General features: G+C 71.9%; 16 protein-coding genes and 1 pseudogene. 4 read left to right on the top strand and 13 right to left on the bottom strand.

Annotation, left to right across the window (positions count from 1 at the left end):
• Positions 1 to 166 precede the first annotated feature (166 nt).
• A complete protein-coding gene (locus tag QA861_RS03505) occupies positions 167 to 1,840 on the top strand; it encodes an RICIN domain-containing protein (protein WP_334586703.1) in 1,674 nt (557 codons plus the stop codon).
• A 106-nt stretch (positions 1,841 to 1,946) separates the two neighbouring features.
• On the opposite strand, the gene QA861_RS03500 is transcribed toward QA861_RS03505, so the two are convergent.
• On the bottom strand, positions 1,947 to 2,642 hold the full coding sequence (locus QA861_RS03500; protein ID WP_334586702.1) for an alpha/beta fold hydrolase: 696 nt from the start codon (positions 2,640 to 2,642) through the stop codon (positions 1,947 to 1,949).
• Between the two features lie 365 nt (positions 2,643 to 3,007).
• Between QA861_RS03500 and QA861_RS03495 the strand changes: the two genes are divergently transcribed.
• Positions 3,008 to 3,442 (top strand): protease inhibitor, encoded by a 435-nt coding sequence (locus QA861_RS03495; protein ID WP_334586701.1) that lies wholly within the window; start codon positions 3,008 to 3,010, stop codon positions 3,440 to 3,442.
• Positions 3,443 to 3,571: 129 nt separating this feature from the next.
• On the opposite strand, the gene QA861_RS03490 is transcribed toward QA861_RS03495, so the two are convergent.
• The 7 genes from QA861_RS03490 to QA861_RS03460 all read right to left on the bottom strand — a co-directional run bounded on the left by QA861_RS03490 (position 3,572) and on the right by QA861_RS03460 (position 13,116).
• Entirely contained in the window at positions 3,572 to 3,985 is a 414-nt protein-coding gene (locus QA861_RS03490) for an STAS domain-containing protein (RefSeq protein WP_334586700.1), read from the bottom strand.
• Between the two features lie 232 nt (positions 3,986 to 4,217).
• A complete protein-coding gene (locus tag QA861_RS03485; RefSeq protein WP_334586699.1) occupies positions 4,218 to 5,729 on the bottom strand; it encodes an MFS transporter in 1,512 nt (503 codons plus the stop codon).
• Positions 5,730 to 6,006: 277 nt separating this feature from the next.
• Positions 6,007 to 8,829, bottom strand: coding sequence for an NHLP bacteriocin export ABC transporter permease/ATPase subunit (locus tag QA861_RS03480; protein ID WP_334586698.1), 2,823 nt, complete (start codon positions 8,827 to 8,829; stop codon positions 6,007 to 6,009).
• A gap of 1 nt (position 8,830) precedes the next feature.
• The gene (locus QA861_RS03475; RefSeq protein WP_334586697.1) at positions 8,831 to 11,053 is read right to left on the bottom strand and encodes an NHLP family bacteriocin export ABC transporter peptidase/permease/ATPase subunit; all 2,223 of its coding nucleotides are present in this window, start codon (positions 11,051 to 11,053) and stop codon (positions 8,831 to 8,833) included.
• Positions 11,050 to 11,856, bottom strand: coding sequence for an HlyD family efflux transporter periplasmic adaptor subunit (locus QA861_RS03470; RefSeq protein WP_334586696.1), 807 nt, complete (start codon positions 11,854 to 11,856; stop codon positions 11,050 to 11,052). The genes QA861_RS03475 and QA861_RS03470 overlap by 4 nt, the downstream gene beginning before the upstream one ends.
• Positions 11,857 to 11,979: 123 nt before the next feature.
• Complete coding sequence (locus tag QA861_RS03465) at positions 11,980 to 12,198, bottom strand: type A2 lantipeptide (RefSeq protein ID WP_334586695.1); 219 nt, start codon at positions 12,196 to 12,198, stop codon at positions 11,980 to 11,982.
• A 504-nt stretch (positions 12,199 to 12,702) separates the two neighbouring features.
• A complete protein-coding gene (locus QA861_RS03460; RefSeq protein WP_334586694.1) occupies positions 12,703 to 13,116 on the bottom strand; it encodes a PaaI family thioesterase in 414 nt (137 codons plus the stop codon).
• Between the two features lie 189 nt (positions 13,117 to 13,305).
• Between QA861_RS03460 and QA861_RS03455 the strand changes: the two genes are divergently transcribed.
• Positions 13,306 to 14,808: a S1 family peptidase gene (locus tag QA861_RS03455; protein WP_334586693.1), complete on the top strand. Its 1,503-nt coding sequence runs from the start codon at positions 13,306 to 13,308 to the stop codon at positions 14,806 to 14,808.
• 272 nt (positions 14,809 to 15,080) lie between these two features.
• On the opposite strand, the gene QA861_RS03450 is transcribed toward QA861_RS03455, so the two are convergent.
• Positions 15,081 to 17,162, bottom strand: a complete 2,082-nt coding sequence (locus tag QA861_RS03450; protein WP_334590440.1) for a SpoIIE family protein phosphatase — start codon at positions 17,160 to 17,162, stop codon at positions 15,081 to 15,083.
• Between the two features lie 381 nt (positions 17,163 to 17,543).
• Between QA861_RS03450 and QA861_RS03445 the strand changes: the two are divergent.
• Positions 17,544 to 18,107: pseudogene (locus QA861_RS03445) on the top strand (LuxR C-terminal-related transcriptional regulator); the annotation flags it as partial.
• Here QA861_RS03445 and QA861_RS03440 read toward each other — a convergent pair.
• The 4 genes from QA861_RS03440 to lanKC all read right to left on the bottom strand — a co-directional run bounded on the left by QA861_RS03440 (position 18,033) and on the right by lanKC (position 24,546).
• Entirely contained in the window at positions 18,033 to 19,928 is a 1,896-nt protein-coding gene (locus QA861_RS03440) for an ATP-binding cassette domain-containing protein (protein ID WP_334586692.1), read from the bottom strand. The pseudogene QA861_RS03445 and the gene QA861_RS03440 overlap by 75 nt on opposite strands.
• On the bottom strand, positions 19,915 to 21,642 hold the full coding sequence (locus QA861_RS03435) for an ABC transporter ATP-binding protein (RefSeq protein ID WP_334586691.1): 1,728 nt from the start codon (positions 21,640 to 21,642) through the stop codon (positions 19,915 to 19,917). The genes QA861_RS03440 and QA861_RS03435 overlap by 14 nt, the downstream gene beginning before the upstream one ends.
• Before the next feature lie 87 nt (positions 21,643 to 21,729).
• Positions 21,730 to 21,846, bottom strand: a complete 117-nt coding sequence (locus QA861_RS03430; protein WP_307629835.1) for a SapB/AmfS family lanthipeptide — start codon at positions 21,844 to 21,846, stop codon at positions 21,730 to 21,732.
• 57 nt (positions 21,847 to 21,903) lie between these two features.
• Positions 21,904 to 24,546 carry a class III lanthionine synthetase LanKC gene (lanKC, locus tag QA861_RS03425; RefSeq protein WP_334590439.1) on the bottom strand — a complete coding sequence of 881 codons (2,643 nt, stop codon included), beginning with the start codon at positions 24,544 to 24,546 and terminating at the stop codon, positions 21,904 to 21,906.
• Between the last annotated feature and the right edge of the window lie 56 nt (positions 24,547 to 24,602).

Genomic DNA, 24,602 nt, shown 5'->3' with positions numbered 1-24,602 from the left:
GGGGATGGCCGGGCATGCATCGCCGGTGGTGGTTCGGTGGCGGTCCAGCGCCACAGTCGGGGCCGGGGGCGGGGGGACGCAACGCCGTCGGTGTCGGCTCGGACTCGTCCGGGCGGCTTTCCCATAACCTCTGCGAGTCACTCGCGCGTGGGAAGGAAACCGCTCAGTGCCCCACCCCCACCCCGCTCGTCCGCCTTACCCCCCGTATTCCGGTGGGGTTCCGGGGGAATCGGACGAGAGCCTTGCCGCCCAGCTCAGAGGCAGACCGGAGGGCGAGACCGGCCCGGCCGTCGCCCTGCTGACGGCGCGGCACTGGCAGGCGACCCACGAGTACGCGGTCATCTGCCTCGCCACTTCGGCCCCGACCTCGTCCATGGTCACCGCCGCCGCCTTCCATCAGGTCCTGGAGCGGGTGATGCGCGCCGAGTCGGCCGTCGCACTGCGTCCCCGGTTCCTCGTGGCCGTACGTGACATCGTCAAGGACTGGTCCGCGGACGACCGCATAGCCGAGGTGCTGCCCGATCTGACGAAACCGGCGGGCGGTCGCGGTATGCGCGCCGCGAAGTCCATGACGCCGGAAAACCGAAAGCTCGCGGAGCGAGCGTTCCAGGCCCTTCCCGGGCTCGCCCAGTGTCTGCTGTGGCACACCGAGGTGGAGGCCGAGTCGATAAATGTCCCGGCCGAGCTTCTTGGCATGGACACGAATATGGCGGCGGCGTCGCTGGAACAGGCCCGCGAACAATTCCGCGAGGGCTGTGTACGCGCCCATCGGGAATTCGCGCCGTCAAAGGAGTGCCGGTTCTACAACCGCCTCCTCGACGTCCCCATCCGGCGTGGCGGTGCGCTGCTGCCCGATGTCCAGCAGCATCTGGCGGAGTGCCACTACTGCCGTTACGCCGCCGAGCAGTTGAGCCAGGTCGAGAGCGGCCTCGGCGCGTTGCTCGCCGAGGCGGTGCTCGGCTGGGGGGCCCGGCGCTATCTCGACTCGCGCCCCGGGCGCGGCCAGAGCGGGACGCGGGCGCGGGGCCAAGGCCGGCACGGCGGCAGCGGGAGGGGCCGCGAGAGGGCCGGCGGCCGGGGGGCCGACCGGGGGCGCCCTCGTCTGCTGTCACGGCTGTCCTCCCCGCGTCGTCCGCTCGCCGGCGGGACCCGGAACAGGAGAACCCTGTTCACCAGCGTGGGCCTGGCCTCGGCCGTCGTCCTCGCGGTCGTGCTGGGCAGCGGGCTGTGGCCGAAGGACGGCAGCGGCGCCGACCCGGCCGCCTCCTCCAGCGCGACCGGCGGACGAGCCCCGGTACCCGACGCCTCGCCGACCCCGCCGGCGGTGTCCTCCTCGCCGCCGGCGACGGCCGGCAACCCGACCGCCACCCGGCACACCAGGCTGCGTAACATCACCGCCGACCTGTGCCTGGACATCCGGGGCGGCAGGGCCACGGCCGGCGCTGCCACCATGCTCGCGTCATGCTCGACCGCGTGGACCCAGATGTGGACGTACGAGGACGACGGGCTGTTGCGCAGTGTCGCCAACCCCGAACTGTGCCTGGACTCGCACGCCGACGCCGGTGTCGTCATCCTCGGACGCTGTGCCGCCGCGTCCGCCGGGCGAGGTGACGACGTCCGCTACGACCTCACCGTGCGGGGCGAACTGCTGCCCCGCTGGGAGGAGGGCCTCGCCGTCGCCCCCGCGTCCGACGACCCCGACACGGACGTGGTCGTCAAGGTCCGCGACGGCTCCGCGGCACAACGCTGGCTTAGGGACACGGTGACCGCCAGCGCTGATTCCCTGTCGATAGGGGGGCCGCGGGGGAAGGCGGCACGGGTCGGCGCGGATTCGCCGTAACGGGGTCTCACGGCGGGGGGCTGCCCAGTCCAGGTTGTGTTTCCCGCCCGCCCGGTTACGGCATCTTTCCAGCGCAGCCCCCAGGCGGCGGGGGCGGAGCACTCGGTCAGCCTCCGGTCGTCGCCCGGTGCAGGGCGGCGGCCAGTTCGCGCGGGCGGGAGAACATCGGCCAGTGTCCGGTGTCCAGTTCGGCCAGCTCCCACCGGTCGCTCTTGAGCAGTTCGACCACGTCCTCGGACGGCTCCGGATCGTCGAGCAGACATTTGACGTACGTCGCGGGAAGGTCGGCCATCGAGCCCGCGAGGTCGGCCGGCTCGGTGAGGGTGGCCCCAGGGTGGGGCGTCGAGCCGTTCACGATCCGCGCGATCTGCTCGTCGGTGAGGCCCTGGCCCGCGAAGTGGCCCGCCCCCGGGGTCGGCCGGAAACCCCCGTTCTCGGCGATCGACGCCTCCACCCCGGCACTGTCCCAGCCCCACAGGAACGACCTCCCGTCGGCCGGGACACGCGCGTCGACGAACACCACCCGTCCCAGCCGCTCACCGATCCGCTCGGCGGCCTGCCCGACGGGTATCCCCGCGTAACTGTGCCCCACGAGCACGACGTCCCGCAGATCGAGGCGCTCCACCTCCTCGACGATGTCCCGCACATGCGTCTGCTGCCCGGCCGGCTCGCCCCGCCGCTCAGCCACCCCCGACAACGTCAGGGGGTGCACTGCGTGCCCGGCGGCACGCAGTTCGACCGCCACTTCGTCCCAGGCCCACGCCCCGAGCCGTACCCCCGCGACCAACACGAACTCACTCATGCCGCACAACGTAGCGCGAGCCTCCGACAGGGCCCCGACGACGGTGCGGGGATGCGCCGCGTGGCCCGAGGGGAGCGGAATCGGAATGTTTCAGGCCGATTAAAAAAGCGGGTGGATCCAGCCACTCGGCGGCCTCGGACGATCAACATCCGCTCAGTTCCGGGACCCGCGTGTTCGAACAACGTAACTTCACGCCACTGATTCAATACGCAAGGTTACTGAAACGCATGGGGTCGAGATGAGTTTCGGCGCCGGACTCGGCAGACTCACGCTCGCCGATCCGGCCCGACCGGCTGGGATCGAGCACCCATGCGGACCGATGACCTTCGATTCGCATCTTCGAACTGAGCGGAAGGATGCACACAATGCCGAACACCGCGCGCTGGGCAGCGACTCTGACCCTGACGGCCACCGCCGTATGCGCCCCTCTCACCGGGGCCGCCGTCGCCGCCCCGGGCCCCGCCGCCTCCGGGCTCTACGCACCCTCGGCCCTGGTGTTCACCATGGGGCACGGTGACACCGCGGCCACCGTCACGCCCGAGCGTGCCGTCACCCTGACGTGTGCCCCGACGGCCTCGGGCACGCATCCGGCGGCGTCCAGGGCCTGTGCCGAACTCCGGGCCGTGGGCGGGGACTTCGACATGCTGGCGGCGTCCGGCGACGTGAAGTGCACCAAGCAGTACGAACCCGTGGTCGTCACCGTCGAGGGCGTGTGGCGGGGCCAGCGGGTCGCCTATGAGCGGACTTTCGCGAACGAGTGCGTGAAGAGCACCTACGGGGAGGCCGTCTTCACGTTCTAAAGGACCGGGGTCGCGCGCTTCCGTGAGCCACGCAGGCGTATGCGGATGGGGAGTGCGAACCCTGTGTCGCGGGGTGCGCGCGATCTCGCAGCAGGGCCGGTCGGTGGTGTGGGGCCACCGGCCGGCCCATCACGACTCCTGCTCCGGGATGCGGGCGAGGAGCGGGAAACGGTGAAGCAGGGCCGCGGCGCGCATCAGACGCTGCAGGCGGGGCGTGTCCGAGACCAGCCGCAGCCGGCCGCCGCGCTCGCGGGCCCGATTGTCGGCGCGGCACAGTTCGCGAAGGCCCGAGCAGTCGAAGAAGCCGACGTGCCGGAGGTCGACCAGCACATCGGGGCCGGGGCGCGAGGTGGCGGCGTCCAGGTGTTCGGCGAGGAAGCCGGCGGTCGCCAGATCGATCTCGCCCAGGGCCTCGACCACGGTGAACGGCCCGTGCGTGTACGTACGGGCATACGGATTGGGCGTCGGTGGCAGGGCTGCGGACGAGTCCGAGGCCGTGCGCTCGGGCGGCCCGGGGGTGCGGTCGTCGGCTTCCGGCGTCATGGCTGCTCCACCTCGGCGGGGGCGCATTCGATCTCGGTAGCTACCCCGGCTGGGTCCGGACCATCCCTGACACGCCGTCCGCAAGATCTAGTTCACTCGACAAGGTGAATTACTGCTGTATTCATTGACATTTCGTGCAGTGCGCACTCGCCTGCGGAGGCGCCGAGACAGACGGAAGGGCCGCCGTCTCCCTACGGACGGCGGCCCCTGCGGCCTCGGTGACCCGGGCGGGTCACATGTGGACGACCGGCGCGGCGCTCTCGTCCTGGACCGGGACACCCGGGCGGTACAGCAGGAAGGTGATCAGAGCGCCCGCGGCGAAGAAGCCGGCCGACCACCAGAACGCGGTGGTGTAGCTCTCGATCGTCGACTGGGCCTGGACCAGCTTGTCGGCCGCGTTCCGGCCGGACAGGTAGCTGGTCGCGGCGCTCGCGGCGAGCGTGCTCAGCAGCGCGGTGCCGATCGAACCGCCCACCTGCTGCATGGTGTTGACCGTCGCGGAGGCCACTCCCGCGTCCTCGGCACCGATTCCGCTGGTGGCCAGCTGCATCGCGGGCGGCATGATCGTGCCCATCCCCACGCCGATCACCAGCAGTTGCGGGAGCACGGCGGTGCTGAAGGACGAGCCGACACCGATGTCCGTCAGCCAGGCCATGCCGGCCGCGCCCAGGGCGAAGCCCAGCGGAATGATGATCCTCGGGCCGAAGCGGGGCACGAGCACCGTGGTGGACACCTGGGCCGCCACCATCAGCGCCGCCATCATCGGCATGAAGGCCAGGCCGGTCTTGGTGGGGCTGAAGCCGAGGTTCAGCTGCAGGTAGTAGGTGAGGAAGAGGAAGACGCCGAACATCGCCGCGCCGGAGATCAGTACCGTGAGGAACGAGGCGGCACGGTCCCGGTCCAGCAGGACGCGCATCGGCAGCAGCGGGTGCTTGGCGCGGGTCTGCCACTGGGTGAACGCCGCGAGAAGCAGTACACCGGCGGCCAGGAAGCCCCAGGTCTGCGCCGAACTCCAGTCGTGCGACTCGGCGTTGGAGAAGCCGTAGACGACGGAGAAGAGACCGGCGGAGACCAGGAGCGTGCCCGGGACGTCGATCTTGGAGTTGGCGGCGTCACGGTGGTTGCCCAGGAGTATCCAGCCGCCCACCAGCGCGACGACGGCGAAGATCAGGTTCACGTACAGCGTCCAGCGCCAGTCGAGGGCGTCGGTCAGCAGGCCGCCGAGCAGCAGGCCCACCGCGCCGCCGGCCCCGGCGATCGCGCCGTACACGCTGAACGCGCGGGCACGCTCACGTGCGTCGGCGAAGGTCGTGTTGAGGAGCGACAGGGCGGCGGGCGCGAGCAGCGCGCCGAAGACACCCTGGAGGGCCCGGGCGATGACGAGCATCTCGAAGCCGTTCGCGGCGCCGCCGAGGACGGAGGCGCCGGCGAATCCGGCGACGCCGATGAGGAAGGCGGGCTTACGGCCGAAGAGGTCGGCGATCCGGCCGCCGAGCAGCAGCAGGGAGGCGAAGGCCAGGGCGTAGGCGGTGACGATCCACTGCCGGTTGCCGTCGGAGAAGCCGAGGTCGGCCTGTGCGGAGGGGAGCGCGATGTTCACGATGGTGGCGTCCAGGACGACCATCAACTGCGCGATTCCGATGATCGCGAGGATCCACCACCGCTTCGGGTTCGGCGCGGCGGACCCCTTGTCCGTGTCGTTCGTGACGCCCTTCGGGGCGCCTTCGGTAAGGGACTGGGGCATCTGAGCACACTCCAGGGAAGGCCGCTCGTGGAGTGGAGCGACGAGTGGTGACGGAAGGCGAAGAGGACCAGAGGTTACGAGTATGTAAACGAAACCGTTTCGTACTCTCGACGTTCTGAGATTAGAGCACTTTCATCGAAACGGCAAAGTATCGATACGGGAAAGTGTCGCTAGGGAGGATGTGCGGACGGCGCAGCGGCAGACTGACGGTCGGCGCCTTCCTGCCGGTCTCACCGGCCTCCGTCGCTCTCGCCGGTGTCCCGGAGGGGGCCGGCGGCTACGCCAACTGGCGTCGCACCAGTTCGTGCAGCCGGCCGCCCGTGTCCGCCAGCAGTTGGGCCGGGGGGCCCTGCTGGGCGACCTTGCCGTCCTCCATGACGATCACCCGGTCCGCGTCCAGCACCGTCGACAGACGGTGGGCGATCACGACCCGGGTGGCGTTCAGCGCGCGGGTGCTCTCGATGACCGTGCGCTGGGTCTCGTTGTCCAGGGCGCTGGTCGCCTCGTCGAAGAAGAGGATGCGGGGCCTGCGTATCAGCGCCTGCGCGATCATCAGCCGCTGCCGCTGGCCGCCCGAGATCGCTCCGCTGCCCTGGACGATGGTGTGCAGCCCCATCGGCATCCGCTGGATGTCCTCCGCGAGGCCCGCCATCGCGGCGGCGGCCATCGCCTCCTCCGGTGTGTACGGCTCGGTGCCGCAGATGACGTCCAGGATCGAACCCGTCATCGGCTGGGCGTGCTGGAGCACCACACCGCACTGGCGGCGTACGGCCGACTGGTCGAGCGCGCCCAGGTCCTGGCCGTCGTACAGCACACTGCCGGAGACCGGTCTGTCGAAGCCGATCAGCAGGCGCAGCAGCGTCGACTTGCCGCAGCCGCTGGGGCCGACGATCGCCACGAACTCGCCCGCCCGCACCTGGAAGGACACGTCGTCCAGGACGAGGGGGCCGTCGTCCGCGTAACGGAAGGAGAGCCGGCGGGCCTCGATCGCGCCGGTCAGCACGCCCGGCCGGGTGCTCGCGACGCGGACCTCCGGGGTCGCCTCCAGCACCGGCTTGATCTCCTCGTACAGCGGAAGCGCGGCCACCCCGGAGACGAAGGCGCCGGTCAGCTGGGTGACCGACGTCAGGAGCATCGTCACCGAGGTGTTGAAGGTGAGGAAGGCCGCCGCCGACATCTCACCGCGCGCCGGACCCGCGAGCAGCATGAACATCAGCAGCGTGCAGACCGGCAGATACACCGCGCCCAGCACCGTCGTGAGGTTCTTGATGCGGCCGACCCTCTGCTGCAGCTCGCGGCTGCGCGCGAACTCGCCCGCCCAGGCCGCGTACGCGTAGTTCTCGGCCGCCGCAACCCGTAGCTTGGGCAGGCCGCGCAGGGTCTGGAAGGCCTGGTTGTTCAGCTTGTTGGAGAGGACGAGCAGCCGCCGCTGCCAGCGCACCTGCCACAGTCCGAGCCCGAGGAACACGGCGGCGATCACCACGAGCATGCCGACCGCCGCCAGCGCCATCGGGACGCTGTAGTAGAGGAGCAGGCCCAGGTTCATCGCCGCGATCGTCACCGACTGCGTGACGACGGGGGCGACTCCCGCCAGCAGCTTGCGAATCGCGCTGATGCCCATCGCCGCACTCGCCAGCTCACCGGTCGAGCGCTCGGTGAAGAACTTCGTCGGCAGCCGCAACAGCCGGTCCCAGACGGCCGGTTGGAGCGTCGCCTCGATCCGGCCCTCCATCCGGAGCAGGGTGAGGTTCTGCAGCAGGGTGAAGGCCGCCGCCACCACACTGCTGATCATCACGGCCAGACAGAACTGCACGATCAGCGTGGTCTGCGCCTTCGGTACGAACTCGCCGAGCACCTTGCCCGTCGCGACCGGTACCAACGCCCCGATGGCGATGGTCACCAGGCTGCTCAGCAGCAGGTTCACCACATCGCCCCGGCTGCCGCCCATACTGAACCGGAGCAGCCGCAGGGGGGTCATCCCGCGTTCGGGCAGCGGACGGTAGAACATCACCGCCCGCTCCTCGAACTCCGCCGCGTTCGCCTTCTCCACCGGCGTCTCGCGTCCCGACGACGGCTGCAGGGCGACATAGCCGCCGCGTCGCCACAGCAGCGCGACCGGCGCGCCGGACAGACTGCGGTGGCCGATCAGCGGGCCGACGTTGTCGTGCCACCAGCGTCCGTCGAGCCGGACGGCCCGGGTGCGGACGCGGGAGGCGAGCGCGATCCGTTCGACCGGGTCGAGCCGGTCGCTCTCGGTGCCGCTCTGCGCGGGCTCGGCGAGCGTGATCCCGGCCGCCTCGGCGACCAGCTTGCAGGCCGCGTACGTGGCGTCCGCGTCGGCGGCGGTCGTGCGCTTCGCCGACGGCTTGCCGATCGACGCCAGCAGGGTCCGGTCGGCCTGGGCGCGCACGGCCTCGCCCGCCTTGATGCCGGCCGCCGTACGGGTCTCGTGACTGCGTTCGAGCTGCTCGATCCACCGGTCGAGGGTGGCGAGCAGCCGGTACTGCTGGTCGACCATGCCCTGCCAGACCCCGGGGTCCATCAGCAGATCGGCGGCGGCCTCCGCCCCGTACAGCGATCCGTACTGCACACTGCCCGGCGGGACCTGCATCCAGAAGACGTCGTCGTCGGTCGGCGCGGCGGCCCGCTCCGAGGCCATCGGCGCCTGGAAGAGGACCGACAGCCCACGTCCGACGCCCAGGGCGAGGGCGTACTCCAGCGGGCTGGTCGCCGGAGGCACGTACTGGGCGTTGCCGTACTCGTCGTACGACCAGGTCTCCGTGCCCGGCGACCGGTACAGCTCGCGCAGGCCGACGCGGTGCACCACGCAGTCGCGCACCGGGCGGGCGACCAGGGTGTGGTCCGGGCCGGTGACCGGGCCGAGCAGCAGAGCGCCCGCCTCCAGCCGGCCGATGTGGTGCCACTGGCCCTGTTCCACGGCGTCCACCGCGTACAGGTCGAGCGCGCCCGACGCGACCAGCCACAGCACCTGTGGCCCTTCGAGATCGAGGCGGCCCTGCCCGGCCAGGTCGAAACGCGTCCCCATCTGCCCGAGCGCGGTAAGGACGACATCGACATCGCCTTCGTGAACCGTCGTCATCTCAACGCTCCCTGACCAGCTCGGCGTACGCCCCACCGGCCGCCACCAGGGCGTCGTGCCGCCCGCGTTCCACGATCGTGCCGTGCTGGAGTACGACGATCTCGTCACTGTCGCGCACGGTGGAGAGCCGGTGCGCGATCACCACACAGGCACAGCCGCGCTTGCGCATGTTGTCGATCACGGTCTGCTCGGTCTCCGCGTCCAGCGCGCTGGTCACCTCGTCGAGGACGAGAATGCTGGGGTTGCGCACCAACGCCCGCGCGATCTCCAGGCGTTGGCGCTGCCCGCCGGAGAAGTTCCGCCCGTCCTGCTCGACCCGGCTGTGGATACCACCCGGCCGGCGCGTGATGACGTCGTACAGCGCCGCGTCCTCGAGCGCCGCCACCACCGACTCGTCCGGGATCGACGGGTCCCACAGCGCCACGTTGTCGCGGACGCTGCCCTCGAAGAGGAACACGTCCTGGTCGACGAAGGAGACCGAGGCCGCCAGCGCACCGCGCGGAATGTCCTCAAGCCGCTGCCCGTCGATCCGGATGACGCCCTCCCAGGGCGCGTACAGGCCCGAAATCAGCCTGGAGACAGTTGATTTTCCGCTACCCGAGCCACCCACCAGCGCCACCTGCTGACCCGGTCCGACGGTCAGGTCGAAGCCGGTCAGCAGGGGTTTGTCGAGCGGGCTGTAGCCGAAGGTGATGTTCTGCAGCTCGACATGACCGTGCAGCCGGCGCGTCGAATCACCGCCCCCGGGACGGGCGTACAGCGGATCCGCACGGAAGTTCTCCACGTCTTTGAGCCGTGCCACGTCCGCCGCGAAGTCCTGGATCCGGCCCGCCACCCCGTTGAGCCGGGTCAGGGGGGCGGTGAACCGAACGACCAGGGACTGGAAGGCCACCAGCAGACCCACGGACAGATGACCCTCGACGGCCCGCATCCCGCCGATCCAGAGGATCAGCGCACTGTTCAGCGTCGCGAGCGTCGGTGCGACCACCCCCAGCCAGGCGCTCGGCACCCCGAGCCGCTGCTGCTCCTCCAGCGTGGTCGCGTGCTGCCCGGCCCACTTGCGGAAGTAACCCTCCTCGCCGCCGGTCGCCTTCATCGTCTCGATCAACTGGAGCCCGGAGTAAGCGGTGTTGGTGAGCCGGGCGTTGTCCGCGCGAAGTTTCGCGGTACGGGTCGCGCGCAGCCGGATCACCACCCGCATGGCCACGATGTTGAGCAGCGCCACGCCGATGCCGACGGCCGTCAGCTGCGGGTCGTACGTATAGAGGAGCACGGCGTAGAGCACGACCACGATCGCGTCGACGCCGGCCGCCGCGAGGTCACGGGCCAGGGTCTCGGAGACCGCGTCGTTCGACTGGAGGCGCTGGACGAGGTCGGCCGGGCTGCGCTGGGAGAAGAAGGTGACCGGCAGGCGCAGCAGATGGCGCAGGAAGCGGGCGCTGCTCAGGGTCGAGGAGATGACGCGGCCGTGCAGCAGGTTCGCCTGCTGCAGCCAGGTCAGCACGAGGGTCAGTGCCACGCACGAACCCATCGACGCGAACAGCACCTCCAGCATCGAGGTCTGGCCGCCGATCAGGAACGAGTCGATGTAGGTGCGGCTGAGCGCGGGCATCGCCGCGCCCACCGCGACCAGCAGCAGACTCGCCAGGATCGCGGCGGGCATCGTGCCCGACGTACCTCGCAGCCGGGCCGGCATGGCACCCAGGACGCCAGGCTTGCGCCCGCCGCGCTCGAAGTCGGCGCCGGGTTCCATGACGAGGACGACACCGGTGAAGCTGGAGTCGAAGTCCTCCATCGGCACGAACCGCCGGCCCTTGCCGGGGTCGTTGATGTACACCCCGCGCCGGCCGAGGCGGCGCCCCATGCCGTCGAGGACGACGTAGTGGTTGAACTCCCAGAACAGGATCGCGGGCGCGTTCACCTCGGCGAGCGCGGCCGTGTCCATCTGCATGCCCTTGGCCGTCAGACCATAACTCCGGGCCGCCTTGAGGAGGTTGCTCGCGCGCGAGCCGTCCCGCGAGACACCGCAGGCGATACGCAGCTCTTCGAGGGGGATGTGCCGACCGTAGTGCGCGAGGACCATGGCGAGCGAGGCCGCGCCGCACTCCACGGCCTCCATCTGGAGAACCGTCGGGGTGCGCACGGACTTGCCGCTGCCCTTGGGGACCGTGCGCGGGCGCGGGGCCGAGCGACGCCCTGCCCGGGACTTCTGTGCGGCACTCACGGCAGCAGCCAATCGACGGGACGCTGGTCCGCCAGCCGGATCGAGCCCGAGGCCAGGGTCATGGAGGTGAGCTGGAAGGGCGGCCCCTCGGCAGAGGACCACCGGTAACCGCTCTTCGTGGCCGACGACTTGTCCAGCTTGACCAGGACGGCGACCGGCCGGCCCTTCTTCGTGAACTGCTCGCCGAGCTGGCTGTCACCGAGGAACGTGCCGATCTGCGCCTGTGTCTGGGGGGCCCGGTCCACCGATTTAACCTGGCCGCGCAGCACCCCGTACTGCTGGGTGGGCGCGGTCTGGACGCTCAGGTCGACGGCGGCGTTCTCGGGAATCGTGGCGGCGCTCTCGGCCGGGACGTACACCGTCGCGTACAGCGGGTCGCTCGTGCGGGCGACCTTCTCGATGGCAGCGACGTTCGTACCCGTACCGATGATCTGGCCGATCGTGGCGGCGAGCGCGGTGAGCCGGCCCGCGGCGACCGAGCGGACGACCGACTCACCGGCGGCCGTACGGACCTTCAGCACAGGGGAGTTGGCGGGCAGCCGGGTGCCCTCCTTGGCGAGGACCGCGGTGATCTGACCGGACACGGGGCTCTGCAGGACGTAACTGCCCTCCCCATGCGTGAGGATGGCGGGCGCGCTGACGGTGGAGGTGACGGACCCCGTGACCGCCCACACGGACGCGGCGGCCATGACGACGACCGTGACGGAGAGGACCAGCCAGCCCTGAGGCCGTGCGAAACGCACCGGAAGATCCAGCTCTTCGGCCGACTGGAGCTTGGCGAGGGCCTGCTGGCGGAACTGCACGGGCTTTCCTCACCTGCGTAACCTGCGTAAGAAGACTTGCGTGGGCCGGGCCGACGGGTTTGTGGAACCCGAGAGTCCCGGAACCGGGAAACGGTTCCGGGACTCAGCGGCGTGAGGCGTCGATCAGAGACCGGCGACCAGGCCGGTGACCGCACCGGTGTTCAGGCCGGTGAGGCCCTCGACCGTGCCGGTGAGGGAGCCGACCAGCGGGAGCGCGCCGGGGGCAACGCTGTCCACCAGGTTCGTGGCGGTGCCGACGGCGTTCAGGGACAGACCGCCGGAGACGGCGTCGAGAGCGGCGTCCGACAGCTCGGCGGTCTCAACCTGGGGGGTGGAGTTCATGGGGGAACTTCCCTTCATAGGGGTATTTCACAAGGGGGGAGCGGCCCCCTCTGGGGACAGATGACGGCCGCGACCGCAGGACTGCCCAGGCTCGTTTCCGGAACCTCAGCGGCCCCTGCGATGCGATGGATCAAAGCACGCCCGTGCAGCGGGCTTCCAATCAACCAACGGCCCCACCAGGGCACTTGTGCCCCGCGAGCGCCAAACCGTGAGGGTGTGCGCACGCCTTGGCGGCCACTTCTCCACATGCCGCACGACTTCGGTGCAGGCCGCCCCTTGCGGCCGGGTGCACATCTGACTCAGGGGGGCGGGGCGGAATCGGACAGTCCGCCACCAAAGGCGTGGCGTGTAACGAGCGGATGTGCGGAACCGTCGTGTGCGGTGACCTGACTGCGTATTCGCTGTGCAGATTCGCTGGAGCCGGGATTCGGAGCGGTTCGGCCGACACAAAGACACACGGCGGCTACGGAAAGTGTCTTCCTGTGGCCTTTTCGGTGTGCCGGGTCAGCCCAGGAGGGCGTACACCGTGCTCGCGCGGGCCGAGAGTTCACCGGATCCGGCGTCGGTCAGCGCGATGTCGGCGAAGGTCGTCCGGCGGCCGATCTTCGTGAGGACCGCCGCGAGCGGGACATGGGATCCGGTCGCCGCGCGCTGAAAAGTCGTGGACTTCTGGACCGTCGTCATGGGGACGAAGGCGTCGCGCGCAGCCGACACCGCGATCACGGTCGAGGTGTCCGCGGCGGCCATCAGAGCCTGCCCCGACAGTGCGCCGCCCTTCCGCGCCAACCGGGTTGACCAGGGCAGTCGCAGCAGCGCGCGACGCTCGTCCGGTTCCTCGACCGCCGGGCCGAGATCGAGCACCCAAGGGGCGAAGCCGGTGGAAAGGATGTTGTCTGCTTCGTCGGGCGTCATCGTCATATGGGTGATTGTTCCCGGCGGCCCTCGGTCAGGCCCTGGCAATGGCCGATTCGCTGTTTCGCAAAGGGAGTTGGCAAATAATCTGAACGCCCCACGGGGCCTGTCCGTACCTACAGCCATCCAGGCGCCCCAGTTGGTCGCCGATGAACGATCGGCGGCTAAGACCCCGCCCCGCAGGAGGTCAAGAAGTTGAGTCACAAGCGAGTTCCGAAGCGTAAGGCCGCGATAGCGGTGGGCAGTGTCGCGGCGATCGGGGCCGCGGCCCTGTTGCTCCCCAACGCCATGGCGTCCCAGACCGACAACGCGGCCGGCGCGGCTCCGAAGACCCTGAAGGCGACGGACGCCTCGGATCTGGCCTCGCAGCTGCAGCAGATGCTCGGAGATGCCTTCGCGGGCTCCTACTACGACACCGACAAACAGCAGCTGGTCGTCAACGTCGTCGAGGGTGACAACAACGTCATCATCCAGGCCAAGAAGGCCGGCGCCGCCGTCCGCGAGGTCGAGAACACCATCGGCGAGCTGAAGGCCGGCGCGCAGACGCTCAAGGCCAAGGCGACGATCCCGGGCACGGCCTGGGCCCTGGACCCCCGGACCAACAAGATCCAGGTCACCGCCGACAGCACGGTCACGGGCGCCGGCTGGAACACGATCGAGTCGACCGTCAAGAGCCTCGGCTCGGGCATGGCGGCCATCAAGAAGACCGCGGGCACCTTCAAGCCGCTGGTCGAGGGCGGCGACGCCATCTTCGGCGGTGGCGCCCGCTGCTCCCTCGGCTTCAACGTGGTGACCGGGGACGGTACGCCCGGCTTCCTGACCGCCGGTCACTGTGGCGTCGCCGCGGCCGACTGGTCGGACGCGGAGAACGGCGATCCCATCGCCACGGTCGAGGCGGCCACCTTCCCGGGCGACGGAGACTTCGCACTCGTGAAGTACAACGACCCGGCGACCGTCGCGGCCAGCACTGTCGACGTCGGCAACGGCCAGACCGTCGACATCACGCAGGCAGCCGAGGCGGCGGTCGGCCAGCAGGTCTTCCGCATGGGCTCCACGACGGGCCTCAACGACGGCCAGGTCACCGGCCTCGACGCCACCGTGAACTACGCCGAGGGCACGGTCACCGGCCTCATCCAGACGAACGTCTGCGCGGAGGCCGGCGACAGCGGCGGCTCGCTGTTCACCCAGGACGGCAGCGCGATCGGCCTGACCTCCGGCGGTAGCGGCGACTGCACGGTCGGCGGCGAAACCTTCTTCCAGCCGGTCACCACGGCCCTGGCGGCCGTCGGCGCGACCATCGGCGCGGGCGACGCGGGCGCGGGCGCCGGTGCTGGTGCTGGTGCTGGTGACGCTGCTGGTGCTGGTCAGGACGCCGGTGCTGGTCAGGACGCCGGTGCGGGTCAGGATGCTGGTGCGGGCCAGGGCGTTGGTGCTGGTCAGGACGCCGGTGCGGGTCAGGATGCTGGTGCGGGCCAGGGCGTCGGTGCCGGTCAGGATGCTGGTGCGGGCCAGGACGCCGGTGCGGGCCAGGACGCCGGTGCCGCCGGTCAGGATGTCGGTGCGGGTCAGGACGCCGGACTTGGTGAAGAGGTCGGCGGCGACGAGCTCGGCGGCGTCAACGACCAGACCGGCAACGGCGCGGACAACGGCAACGGTGCCGACGACGGCACAGGCCTGGGGAACAACCAGAACCACTGACCGGCCACACCAGTAGTCCCGGCCGACAGTGACGCGGTCCGGCCCTCCGGCGGGAGGGCCGGACCGTTCTGCGTGCGCGGGGCCGTCCGCGGCGCGGTTCGAAGCGCCGCGGGGCCGATCAGCGCACTTGCGCCGCCGGCCCCGCGTGCCGTGGCCCTCGGTGCCGCGCACGGATCCCTACGGCGGAGCGGGCCGCAGAAGTCCTCGGCCGGCTCCTCCGCAGGGCCAGGACCCCGGCCCACTCCCACGGGCGCCCTCCCGCCCGGCGTTCGTCAAGTCTCCGTCCGCTCCGTCCGCTCCGTCCGCTCCGTCCGCGCCCGCAGCAGAAGCAGCGCGATGTCGTCCACCCGGTCCGTCACCCCCGCGCCGAACTCGACCAGCCCGTCGGCCAGTTCGTCCAGTGGCCCGTCACCGGTCGCCGCGAGCCGCCGGGCGAGGGCGGCCAGCGTCTCGTCGATGTCGACGCCCGGCGACTCGATCAGCCCGTCGGTGTACAGGGCGAGGACGCAGCCCGGCGACAGCTCGACCTCGGTCGCCGGGTACTCGGCCGAGGCGTCGATCCCCAGCAGGGGACCCCCGGCCAGGTCGAGCACCCGCACCTGCCCGTCCGGGTACCGCAGCAACGGCTGCGGATGCCCCGCACGAGCCATCACGGCCCGGCCCGTCCCCGGATCGAGCCGCAGATACAGACAGCTCGCGAACAGCTCGGTGCCGAGGTCGATCAGCAGCCGGTTGGTGCTGCTCATCACCTCCTGCGGCGTTTGACCGACAGTCGTGTACGCCCGTACGGCCGTACGGATCTGCCCCATCAGGCCGGCCGCCGTCACGTTGTGCCCCTGGACGTCCCCGATCACCGCCGACGCCCGCCCGTGTGAGCACACCAGGTCGTAGAAGTCACCGCCGATGTCCATGCCTTGGGTGGCGGGCAGATAGCGCGCGGCGGCCTCGAAGCCGGGCAGCGACGGCAGGGAACTCGGCAGGAGGGCGGCCTGGAGGCCGTGCGCGACCCGGTGCTTGGCGTCGTACAGCAGGGCCCGCTCCAGAGCCTGGGCGATCAGGCCGCCGAGACTGGTCAGGACGGCGCGCTCGTCGGCGGGGAACGTGTGCCGTTCCGCGTAGCCCAGCACACAGGTGCCCACCGGACGTCCGGACGCGATGAGCGGGAGAAACGCCCAGGCCGCCGTCCCACCGGGCAACTCCCGCACCGACGGATACGCCCGCTCCAACTCGCCCCTCGACTCGAAGAAGGCGGGCACACCCGTGTTGAGAACCTGCATCCCCGGGGTCCGCTCGGTCAGCGGCAGCCCGTCGAACCGCTCCACCAGCCGCGCGTCGGCGTACCCGCGATGCCCCAGCACGCGCATACGCCCGCCCCCTGAGCCCAGCATCACCAGGGTCTGGCAGCCCACCGCCGGCATGATCTCGTCCGCGACCAGCTGGATGACGTCCTCGACACCCGCCGCCTCCGTGAGGGCCCCCGCCAGGGACAGCACCTGCGAGATCGTGACCAGACTGGACGGTCCGCCCGGCCTGCGCCCCGCCCGGTCCAGTTCGGCCACCGCCCGCGCCCGGGTGATCCTCACACTCAGCCCGGTCGCGCTCGGATACAGCCGGAACGACAGCCAGTCGCCCGGCGGTCGCAGCGCCACGAACGAGGTGACGTGCAGGCTGAGCAGCGCGGCGCGGTAGCGGTCCTCGTACACCGGATCATCGAGCCAGGGCACCGACACCCACAGTTGGGATCCCAGCAGCGCTCCCGCCGGGACCCCCAGCAGCTCCGGGGCCGCCGCGTTGACGAAGCAGACCCGCCCGTGCAGATCGAGGGAGCACAGTCCGTACGGCAGCCGTGACACCATCCGCGCCGCCTCGACCGTGCCGAGGGTGTCGGCGGTCGGCGTCCCGGGCGAGATGGCCAGCAGATCCGCCTCGGGCCGCAGCGGACGGCGTTCGGCGGCGGCCCGCTCCAGACGCAGCGCCAGCCGGTCGCAGGCCGCGCCGAGCTGCTGCCGCTCCCGCTGGAACAGCTCGGGCGGATGCGAACCGGGCCAGGTCACGAAGATCGCCCCGTACACCGTCGAGGCGGTCGCCACCGGTACGGCGGCCAGCGCGAAGGGGTAGGGCAGCACGACGGCGACCCGTGGATACCGCCGGGCCATCTCCTCCTCGCCGCCCACCCACACGAACCGCCGCTCGCGCGCCGCCTCGGCGACGGGAACCGGCGCGCCGAGCCCGACCCGTTCCCAGGGCGCCGCGAACGCCCGGGGCAGCCCCGCCATGACGGCCATCTCCAGCACCGACCCCCCGGGCTCCAGCAGATACACCGCGCCCGAGAGGGCCCGGACCTCCTCCATCATCCCGGCGAGCGCCAGCGACAGCAGCGGCTTCCCGAACGAGGCCGAACGGGCGTCCGACCCCGGTCGTCGGCGTGCGGAGGTCCCTCGACGAGCCACCGGGACCACCTCCTCGCAGGGCCGGGTACTTCCGAGTCAAGGCTCTGTCCACCCGGCCCGTCGCGCACGGCGAGCGGGCTCGGACCCCACCCCGGGCCCGAGCACCTCGGCAGGGAGAAACCTTCTCGCCACCCCTTTTACGCGGGGCTCGTGCCCCCGCGTGGAAGCACGATTCCGGCGCGAAAGCCCCACGAGTGCGCCCCCGCGCACCCCGTTGGCCTGTTCTGCACGTCTGGGAGCCGGAGCGAGAGGTGAGAGTCGAAAAGGGGGCACACGCGACAGCGGATGACCCGGGGCGAGGCGAGTGAAGGAGCTGCAGTGATCCGAGTGCTTCTGGTGCACGACGCGTGTCTGGTGAGATCGGTCCTGGCGGAGTGGCTGGACAGGGAGTCCGACCTGGGGGTGTACGACGCCTCCTGGCGCGGCGCGGCGAGCCGGCTCAGGACGGTGCGGCCGGATGTCTGTGCCGCCGACCTGGAGACTTCGGATTCCTACGGCCTGCCTCCGCTGGGCGAGTTACGCAGCCGCGGGGCGGGCGCGTCCGTCCCGCGGCTGCTGGTACTGGCCAGCGCCGGCAGACCCGGCCTGCTGAAGAGGGCGGCGGAGGCGGGTGCGCTGGGCTATGTCGACAAGGAGCGGGAGGGGGCACCGGAGCGACTGGTGTCCGCCATTCGCAAGGTCGCGGCGGGGAAACGTTTCGTCGATGACTCGCTCGGCTTCGGTTTCCTCAGGGCCACACAGATTCCGCTCACCCGGCGGGAGCTGAGTGTCCTGTCACTCGCCGCGGAGGGGGCGTCCGTCGCGGAGATCGCCGGCAGCCTCCACCTGTCCCACGGAACCGTGCGCAACTACATGGCGGCCATCACCCGCAAGACCGGGGCCCGCAACCGCGTCGACGCCATCCGTATCTCGCAGGGCGAGGGCTGGCTGTGACTCCGTCGACGGGGTGGCCGACCAGTTGCCCACCAGGTCGCGGTAGAGGTGGGAGCGCTCCAGCAGTTCGTCGTGCGTCCCGTACGCGCAGTGCCGGCCGTCCATGACGAGGACACGGTCGGCGCGGCGCGCCGAGGCGATCCGGTGCGCGACCACGACCAGGGTGGTGCCGGGCCGGGAGGCGAAGGCCCGCTCGGCGCGTTCCTCCGCCGCCGGGTCCAGATGGCAGGTGGCCTCGTCGAGGAGTGCCACACAGGCGTACGAGAGCCAGGCCCGCGTCAGTGCGATCAGCTGCCGTTCGCCGGCCGACAGCGCGGCCGGGTCGACCCGGCCGCCGGGTCCGCCGTGCCGGGCGAGGAGCGGGGCGAGCCCGACCGCCTCGGCGGCGGCCAGCAGCTCGGACTCGGGCACGGGGTCCGGCCGCAGACAGCCCAGGTTCTCGGCGAACGTCCCGCTGAACACGTACGCCTCTTGGGGGATGACGACCCGGTGGGCGTGGGCGGCGCTGCCGGACACCGGATGCCCGCAGAGCCGGATAGTGCCGTGCTGGGGTTCGAGGAGACCGGCGGCCAGGGAGACGAGGGTGGACTTGCCGATGCCGCTGGGGCCCACGACCGCCAGCCGCGCGCCCGGGGGCAGGCTGAGGGTGAGGCCGTCGACGACGGGCGCGCAGGTGGGGCCGTAGGCGAAGGTGAGGCCGGAGACGGTGAGGGCGGGCGCGCTCGCGGGGCTGTGGGCGGGGCGGGCGTCCGGACCGCTCCCCCTGTCCGCCGCCCCGCCGGCCGGCACCAGGCGGCGCAGGACGACCGCGAGCCGGGAGCCGCTGGTGCCCATGCCGTGGACCAGGTTCTGCAGGGCGGGCAGCAGGGACTGGGTGACGTAGGCGAGCGCGCCGACCAGCGCGCCGGGTGTGACACCGCCGCGCAGCAGCCAGGGGGCGGCCAGCAGCAGCAGGACGATGGGGAGCTGTCCGCCGACGGCGATCGACGCCACGCGCGGCACTCCCCAGCGGGCCAGCGAGCGGGCCGCCCGCAGCTCGGCCTCGACCCGTTCGCCGACGTCGGCGGCCACCCGCTCCTCCGCCCCGCCCGCCGTCACGTCCCGCAGTCCGGCGCAGACGTCGCCGAAGCGGTCGGCGAGCCGTTCGTCGGCGACGAGGAAGGCCTCCTGGCGGTGGGCCAGGGGGCGCATGCTCGCCGCGAAGAGGCCCACGCCGACGACCAGTGGGGGCACGACCACGAGCAGCAGCGGCGGCGCCAGTGAACCCAGCCCGATCAGCGCGCCCGCGGCCGTGAAGACGAAGGAACGGGACACCATCACCACACCGGCGAAGGTGTCCCGGGCGATCTCCACCTGCTGGGTCAGCGCGGACAGGGCCCCGCCGTCCGCCTCCCGCACCCCGCGCGCCACCACCCGCTCCACGAGCCGGTCCCGCAGCGGTTCGACGAGTGCGGCGACCGCCCCGTAGACCCGTCCGGTGCCGTACGCCCCCACGGCGACCGCGAGCACGGCGACCCCGAGCCAGCCGAGCCCGACGTCCGCCCGACCGCGCAGGAACCCCTCGTCGAGGGCGCGGGCGAGGGCGTAACCCATGAGGAAGGTCTGCCCGGTCTCCAGTACGGACCACAGCACGAGCCGGGCCACGACACGCCGCTGCTGCCGCAGAAACCGCACTCCGCGCGTGCGGAGGCCGTCGCCGCCGGTCGGCCACGCCCGGGCGTGCTCACTCCTCGGCATCCGCGAACACCTCCCGGTAACCCCTCTCCCGCCACAGTCGCGCGTGCGTTCCCACCGCCCGCACCCGCCCTCCGTCCAGCCAGGCCACCGTGTCCGCGCGGGCCGCGCTGGAGACCCGGTGGGCGACGATCACCCGGGTGCCGCCCGGGGAGTGGTGCAGCAGGGCGTCGACGACCTGGTGTTCGGTGACCGTGTCGAGGCTGGACAGCGCGTCGTCGAGGATGAGCAGCCTGCTGTCGCGGGCCAGCACCCGGGCGAGGCCCAGACGCTGCCGCTCACCCCCGGAGAGAGGCGCGGCCCGGCAGGGGGTGGCGTAGCCGTCGGGCAGCCGGCGTACGAACGTGTCGGCGCGGGCGGCGACGGCGCCGGCCCTGATCCGGTCGGGCGGGGCGGTCCGGACGCCGAAGCCGATCGTGTCCGCGACGGTGTCGCCGAGCAGGGCGGGGCGCTCGAAGGCGTAGCCGATCGCGCGGCGCAGTTCGTCGTGGTCCAGTTCGGGCAGCGGCACGCCGTCCAGGAGCACCGTTCCGTCGTCGGGATCGGCCAGCCGCCCGGCGAGCGCCGCGAGGAGGGACTTGCCCGCGCCGGAGCGGCCCACCACGGCGAGAGTGCCGCCGCCGGGCACGACCAGGTCGACGCCGTCCAGGAGCGTCCGCCCGCCCCGCCGGGCGGTGACCCCGCGAAGCTCCAGCCGGCCCCGCCCCGGCGGCAGCCGACGGCTCCCGTACGCCGTCACCGGCTCGGCCAGCACCTCGCCGAGGCGCCGGGCCGACGCCCGGGCCCGGACCAGGCCCGACAACTGGCCGACCAGGACTCCGACCCCGGCCGCCAGGACGGCGTACCGCGAGGCGGCGAGCATCTCGCCCACCGTCAGCCGGCCGCGGACGAGCAGGACACCGGCGACGGCCACGACCCCCAGTTGCAGCAAGGGGGCCAGGGCGACCGCCCGGGCCGCCGCGCGTCCCTGGACGTGCCACATCCGGTGGCCCGCGCGGGTGAGTTCGGGCAGTGGCCGCAGGACCCGGGCCACCTCCCGGTCCGCCGTCCCGCACGCGGCGATGGTGCGGGCTCCGCCGATCGCCTCCGTGAGTCCGCTCGCGATCCGCCCCTGGGCGTCCTGGTAGGCGGCCACACACCGTGAGGAGTCCTGGGTGAAGGCCCGCAGCAGGAGAGCCAGCAGCGGAGCCCCGGCCAGGAACACCGCGGCCAGCCACGGGTCGAGCAGACCGAGCGCCACCACCGCTCCGACCGGTCCGGCGAGCGCGGCCAGCAGCGCGGCGAGGGCGGCGGGCGCGGTCCCGGCCTGAGCGGCGTTGCCGACCAGCCGGGCCACCAGTTCGCCGGACCCGAACCGTTCCCCGGCCCGTGGCCCCACGGCGAGCAGGTGCCCGGTCAGCCGGTGTCGCAGCCACGCCGTGGCGCGGGCGTTGGTGGTGCCGCTCAGCACGGTCTCGACGGCGTCGAGGACGGCGAGCAGCAGGACCAGAACGGCGCACCACAGGACCCAGCGCAGGGCGCCGGTGCCGTCCGGGTGCGCCAGAGTCACGTCGAGGGCCCGTCCCAAAGTCAGGGGCAGGGCCAGGCTGAGCCCCGTCGAGACCGTGGCCACCAGGAACAGGACCGCGCAGCTCGCCCGGGTGCGGCGCACTGTCGCGCGCAGCGGCGAGGCGGTGTCCTCGGCCGGGGCCGGCCGGTCGGGGGAGTCGGTCGTCATCGGGTGGGCCCTCCGACGGGGGATGACGGACCGCCGGGCGGCCCTCCACGAGTGGGAGTGGCCGCCCGGCGTAGCTGCCGGCAGTGCTCAGAGACAGAGGGTGACGCTGGCCGCGCTCACGCAGGACAGCAGGCTCAGCGTGCTGTTGCCGCCGGTGTTGGCGGTCTCGTCGGACTCCATCGTCTGAAGGTCGAGCAGTGCCATGTCGATTCCTTTCGTCGATCCCGGTGGTCCGGGTTCTCTGTGGGGACGGGTGTCGCGTCACGACTCCTGGTGAGGAGCCGCGTCTTGGGGCCGCCGTGGCGGCGGGAGGAAGGGCAGTGCGGCGGGGGCCGTCTCGTCGAGGGCCGCGCCGAGCGCGAGCAGACAGCCCGCCGTGCCGGTGCCCAGGTCCATGGAGAGCCGCATCATCTGGTGCCCGGGGAAGGCCAGTTGGCCCTGGTACGACATCGCGTACCAGCCGAGCCCCGCGATCTGTTCGCGGCGCCGCGACTCGGGGGCGCCGGTGCGGGCGAGGTGCAGGATCATGCCGGCCCTGCCCTGGAACAGTCCGGGCTGTGCGTAGAAGCGCGAGGCGGCGGAGGTCAGGATGCGGTCCCGGGCTTCCTCGAACTCCACACGGCCGTCCGAACGGGCCGGGGAGTGCCCCGCCGACGCGGAGCGCGCCAGGTAGTCGTCGAGGACCAGGCCGATCCCCACGCTGCCTTCCGCGAGGTACGGCATGGTCCGCCATCCCTCGTCGACCTCAAGACCACCGCCCCGCTGTACGACGCAGCCGTCCAGGTCCCGGCGCAGCGCCGTGCCTGCCGCGTCGAGCAGCGCGGGGTCACCGGTCGCCTCGTACTGCCTGAGGAACAGCAGGGCGGGCCCGCTCGCCCCCCGCAGCAGCCCGGCGCGGCGCTTCTTCGGGTCCGGGAGCGGCTCGTCCAGGCGGCTCACCAGGATGTCCGTGACCTCCTGGGCCCGCTGGGCGAACTCTGTCTCCCCGGTCGTGCGCGCCAGCCCGCCGAGGACCAGACCCAGCCCGGCGAGACCGCCCCGCAGGTCCGAGGAGAGCTTGTGCCACTTCTCCCGGAGGACCAGGTCCATCAGGTCCAGCGCGCGCGGCCGGTGTCCGAGCAGGTCGAGGACGTGGGCGACGCCCGCGAGACCGTCGTACAGCCCCAGCGGAGTGCCCACCGGCACCGGGTCGGTGTGGGCCAGCAGCCAGCGCTCGCCCTCCTCGTACCGCTCGGCGCCCGCCCGGGACAGCGCGTACAGGACCCCGGCCGCGCCGTGCGCGAGGCCGAGTCCGCCGCCGTCGGAGAACTGGGTGATGTCGCCGGGGAAGAGCCGGTCGTGGCGTTCGGGAGTGGCGGAGGCGAGGATCGCCTTCACCATCGAGTCCCGGCTGTACGGCCAGTCGCCGGGCTCGACCGGAGCCGCCGGCGGCGAGGGCGCGGGGCGCCCGGTGTCCGGCGCGGACACGTCACGGGTGATCTCGGCGACCGCCTCGGCCAGGAAGTCGGCCGGTACGTCAGGGAACTGGCCGGCGATCACCTCGGCCAGATGGGCCGCCTTGCCCCGGTCCACCACGAACAGGGTGGTCAGGGGCATGAAGAGCGCGAGCCGCAGACACGCCAGCGCGTACCGGTCGACGTCGATGCCTCTGCGGTCGGGCGGGGCGAAGAAGCCGGGGTGGGCGACGACCTGGCGGCCCCGCTCCTCGGCCGGCGCCGCCGCCTCGAAGTCGACCAGGGACACCGACTCCTCGTCGGGCGCGACCATGATGTTGAAGATGTGCAGGTCGTTGAAGACGATCCCGCGCGCGTGCACCGCCTCCAGGGTCTCCTCGACCGCGCGGTGGATACGCAGTGCCCACCGCGTGTAGTCGGCCACCGACCCCGGGTCGGGATCGTGGGTGAGCAGTGGATGGCGCTCCGCGAAGAAGGAGTTGAGGGGGCGCCCCTCGATGAAGTCCATGACGAGGAAGCGGTGGTCCCCGAGCGTGAACCAGTCACGCACCTCGGGCACCGTCCCGAGCCCCGACACCCGCTCCAGCGCCGCCCGCTCTCGCTCCAGCCGGGTGATCGCGTCCGCGCCGTCGGCCGCCAGCCCCGCGTGCGGTCGCCCCTCCTTCAGGACGACCCGGCGCCCGTCGCGCGTGTCGGTGCCCACGTACACGCCGCCGCCGTTGGAGAAGTGCAGGGCCTTCTCGATGCGGTACGGCAGGTCGGCGACCGTCGTCGCGTTGCGGGCGGCGAGCTGGGCCTCCAGGAACGCGGGCAGCCGCACCCAGTCGGGTACCTGGAAGGACGGCGCGCGCCGGTCCGGCACCAGCCGGCCCTCGCCGTCCCGGACGGCGGGCACGAGCGAGCCGCGCTCGTCGACGACGAAGGAGCGCGCGAACGCCCCGTAACGGACGTACAGCGGGCCCTCCTGCCAGCGCAGGTCGGTGAGGATGTACGGGCCCTCGCAGCCCTCCAGCAGGGCGCCCAGCTCGGCCAGCACCTGGTGCAGCTGGTCCTCGTCGGCCGGGTAGACCGTCACGAACTTCCCGCTGCCGTCCCGGCCCGCGTACTTGGTGTTGCGCAGATGCAGCAGATGTGGGCCCGGCAGGAACTTGAACGGGATACCGCGGGGCACGCAGTAGTCCCACACCGCCGCGGCGATCCGCTCCGCGTTCGCCCGGGTGGCCGACGCGTGCACCTTCCAGCCCTGGGTGGGTCCGGGCAGCGGGTCTCCGTCGGGACCGAGCGGCGTCAGTGCCAGCCAGTCACCGATCCGCCCCGCACGCCAGCCCTCCGGTACCGCCCGGCGAGCCGTCTCGAACTGGGGAGCGGTCTCGCCCGCGCCGGACAACCGGTCCGGTGTCTCGTAGAAGTGCTGGTCGGCGAGCGCGTACACCTCGTACCGCTGGTCCATGCCCACCTCCTCGATGGCTGGCACCGAGCCTTCCAGTCCGTGGACGGGTCCCGACA

Origin of the sequence: Streptomyces sp. B21-083, assembly GCF_036898825.1 — a bacterium.
In the GTDB taxonomy this organism is placed as follows: domain Bacteria; phylum Actinomycetota; class Actinomycetes; order Streptomycetales; family Streptomycetaceae; genus Streptomyces.
Note: the sequence above shows the minus strand (reverse complement) of the source record. Positions and strands in the feature narration are given on the sequence as shown.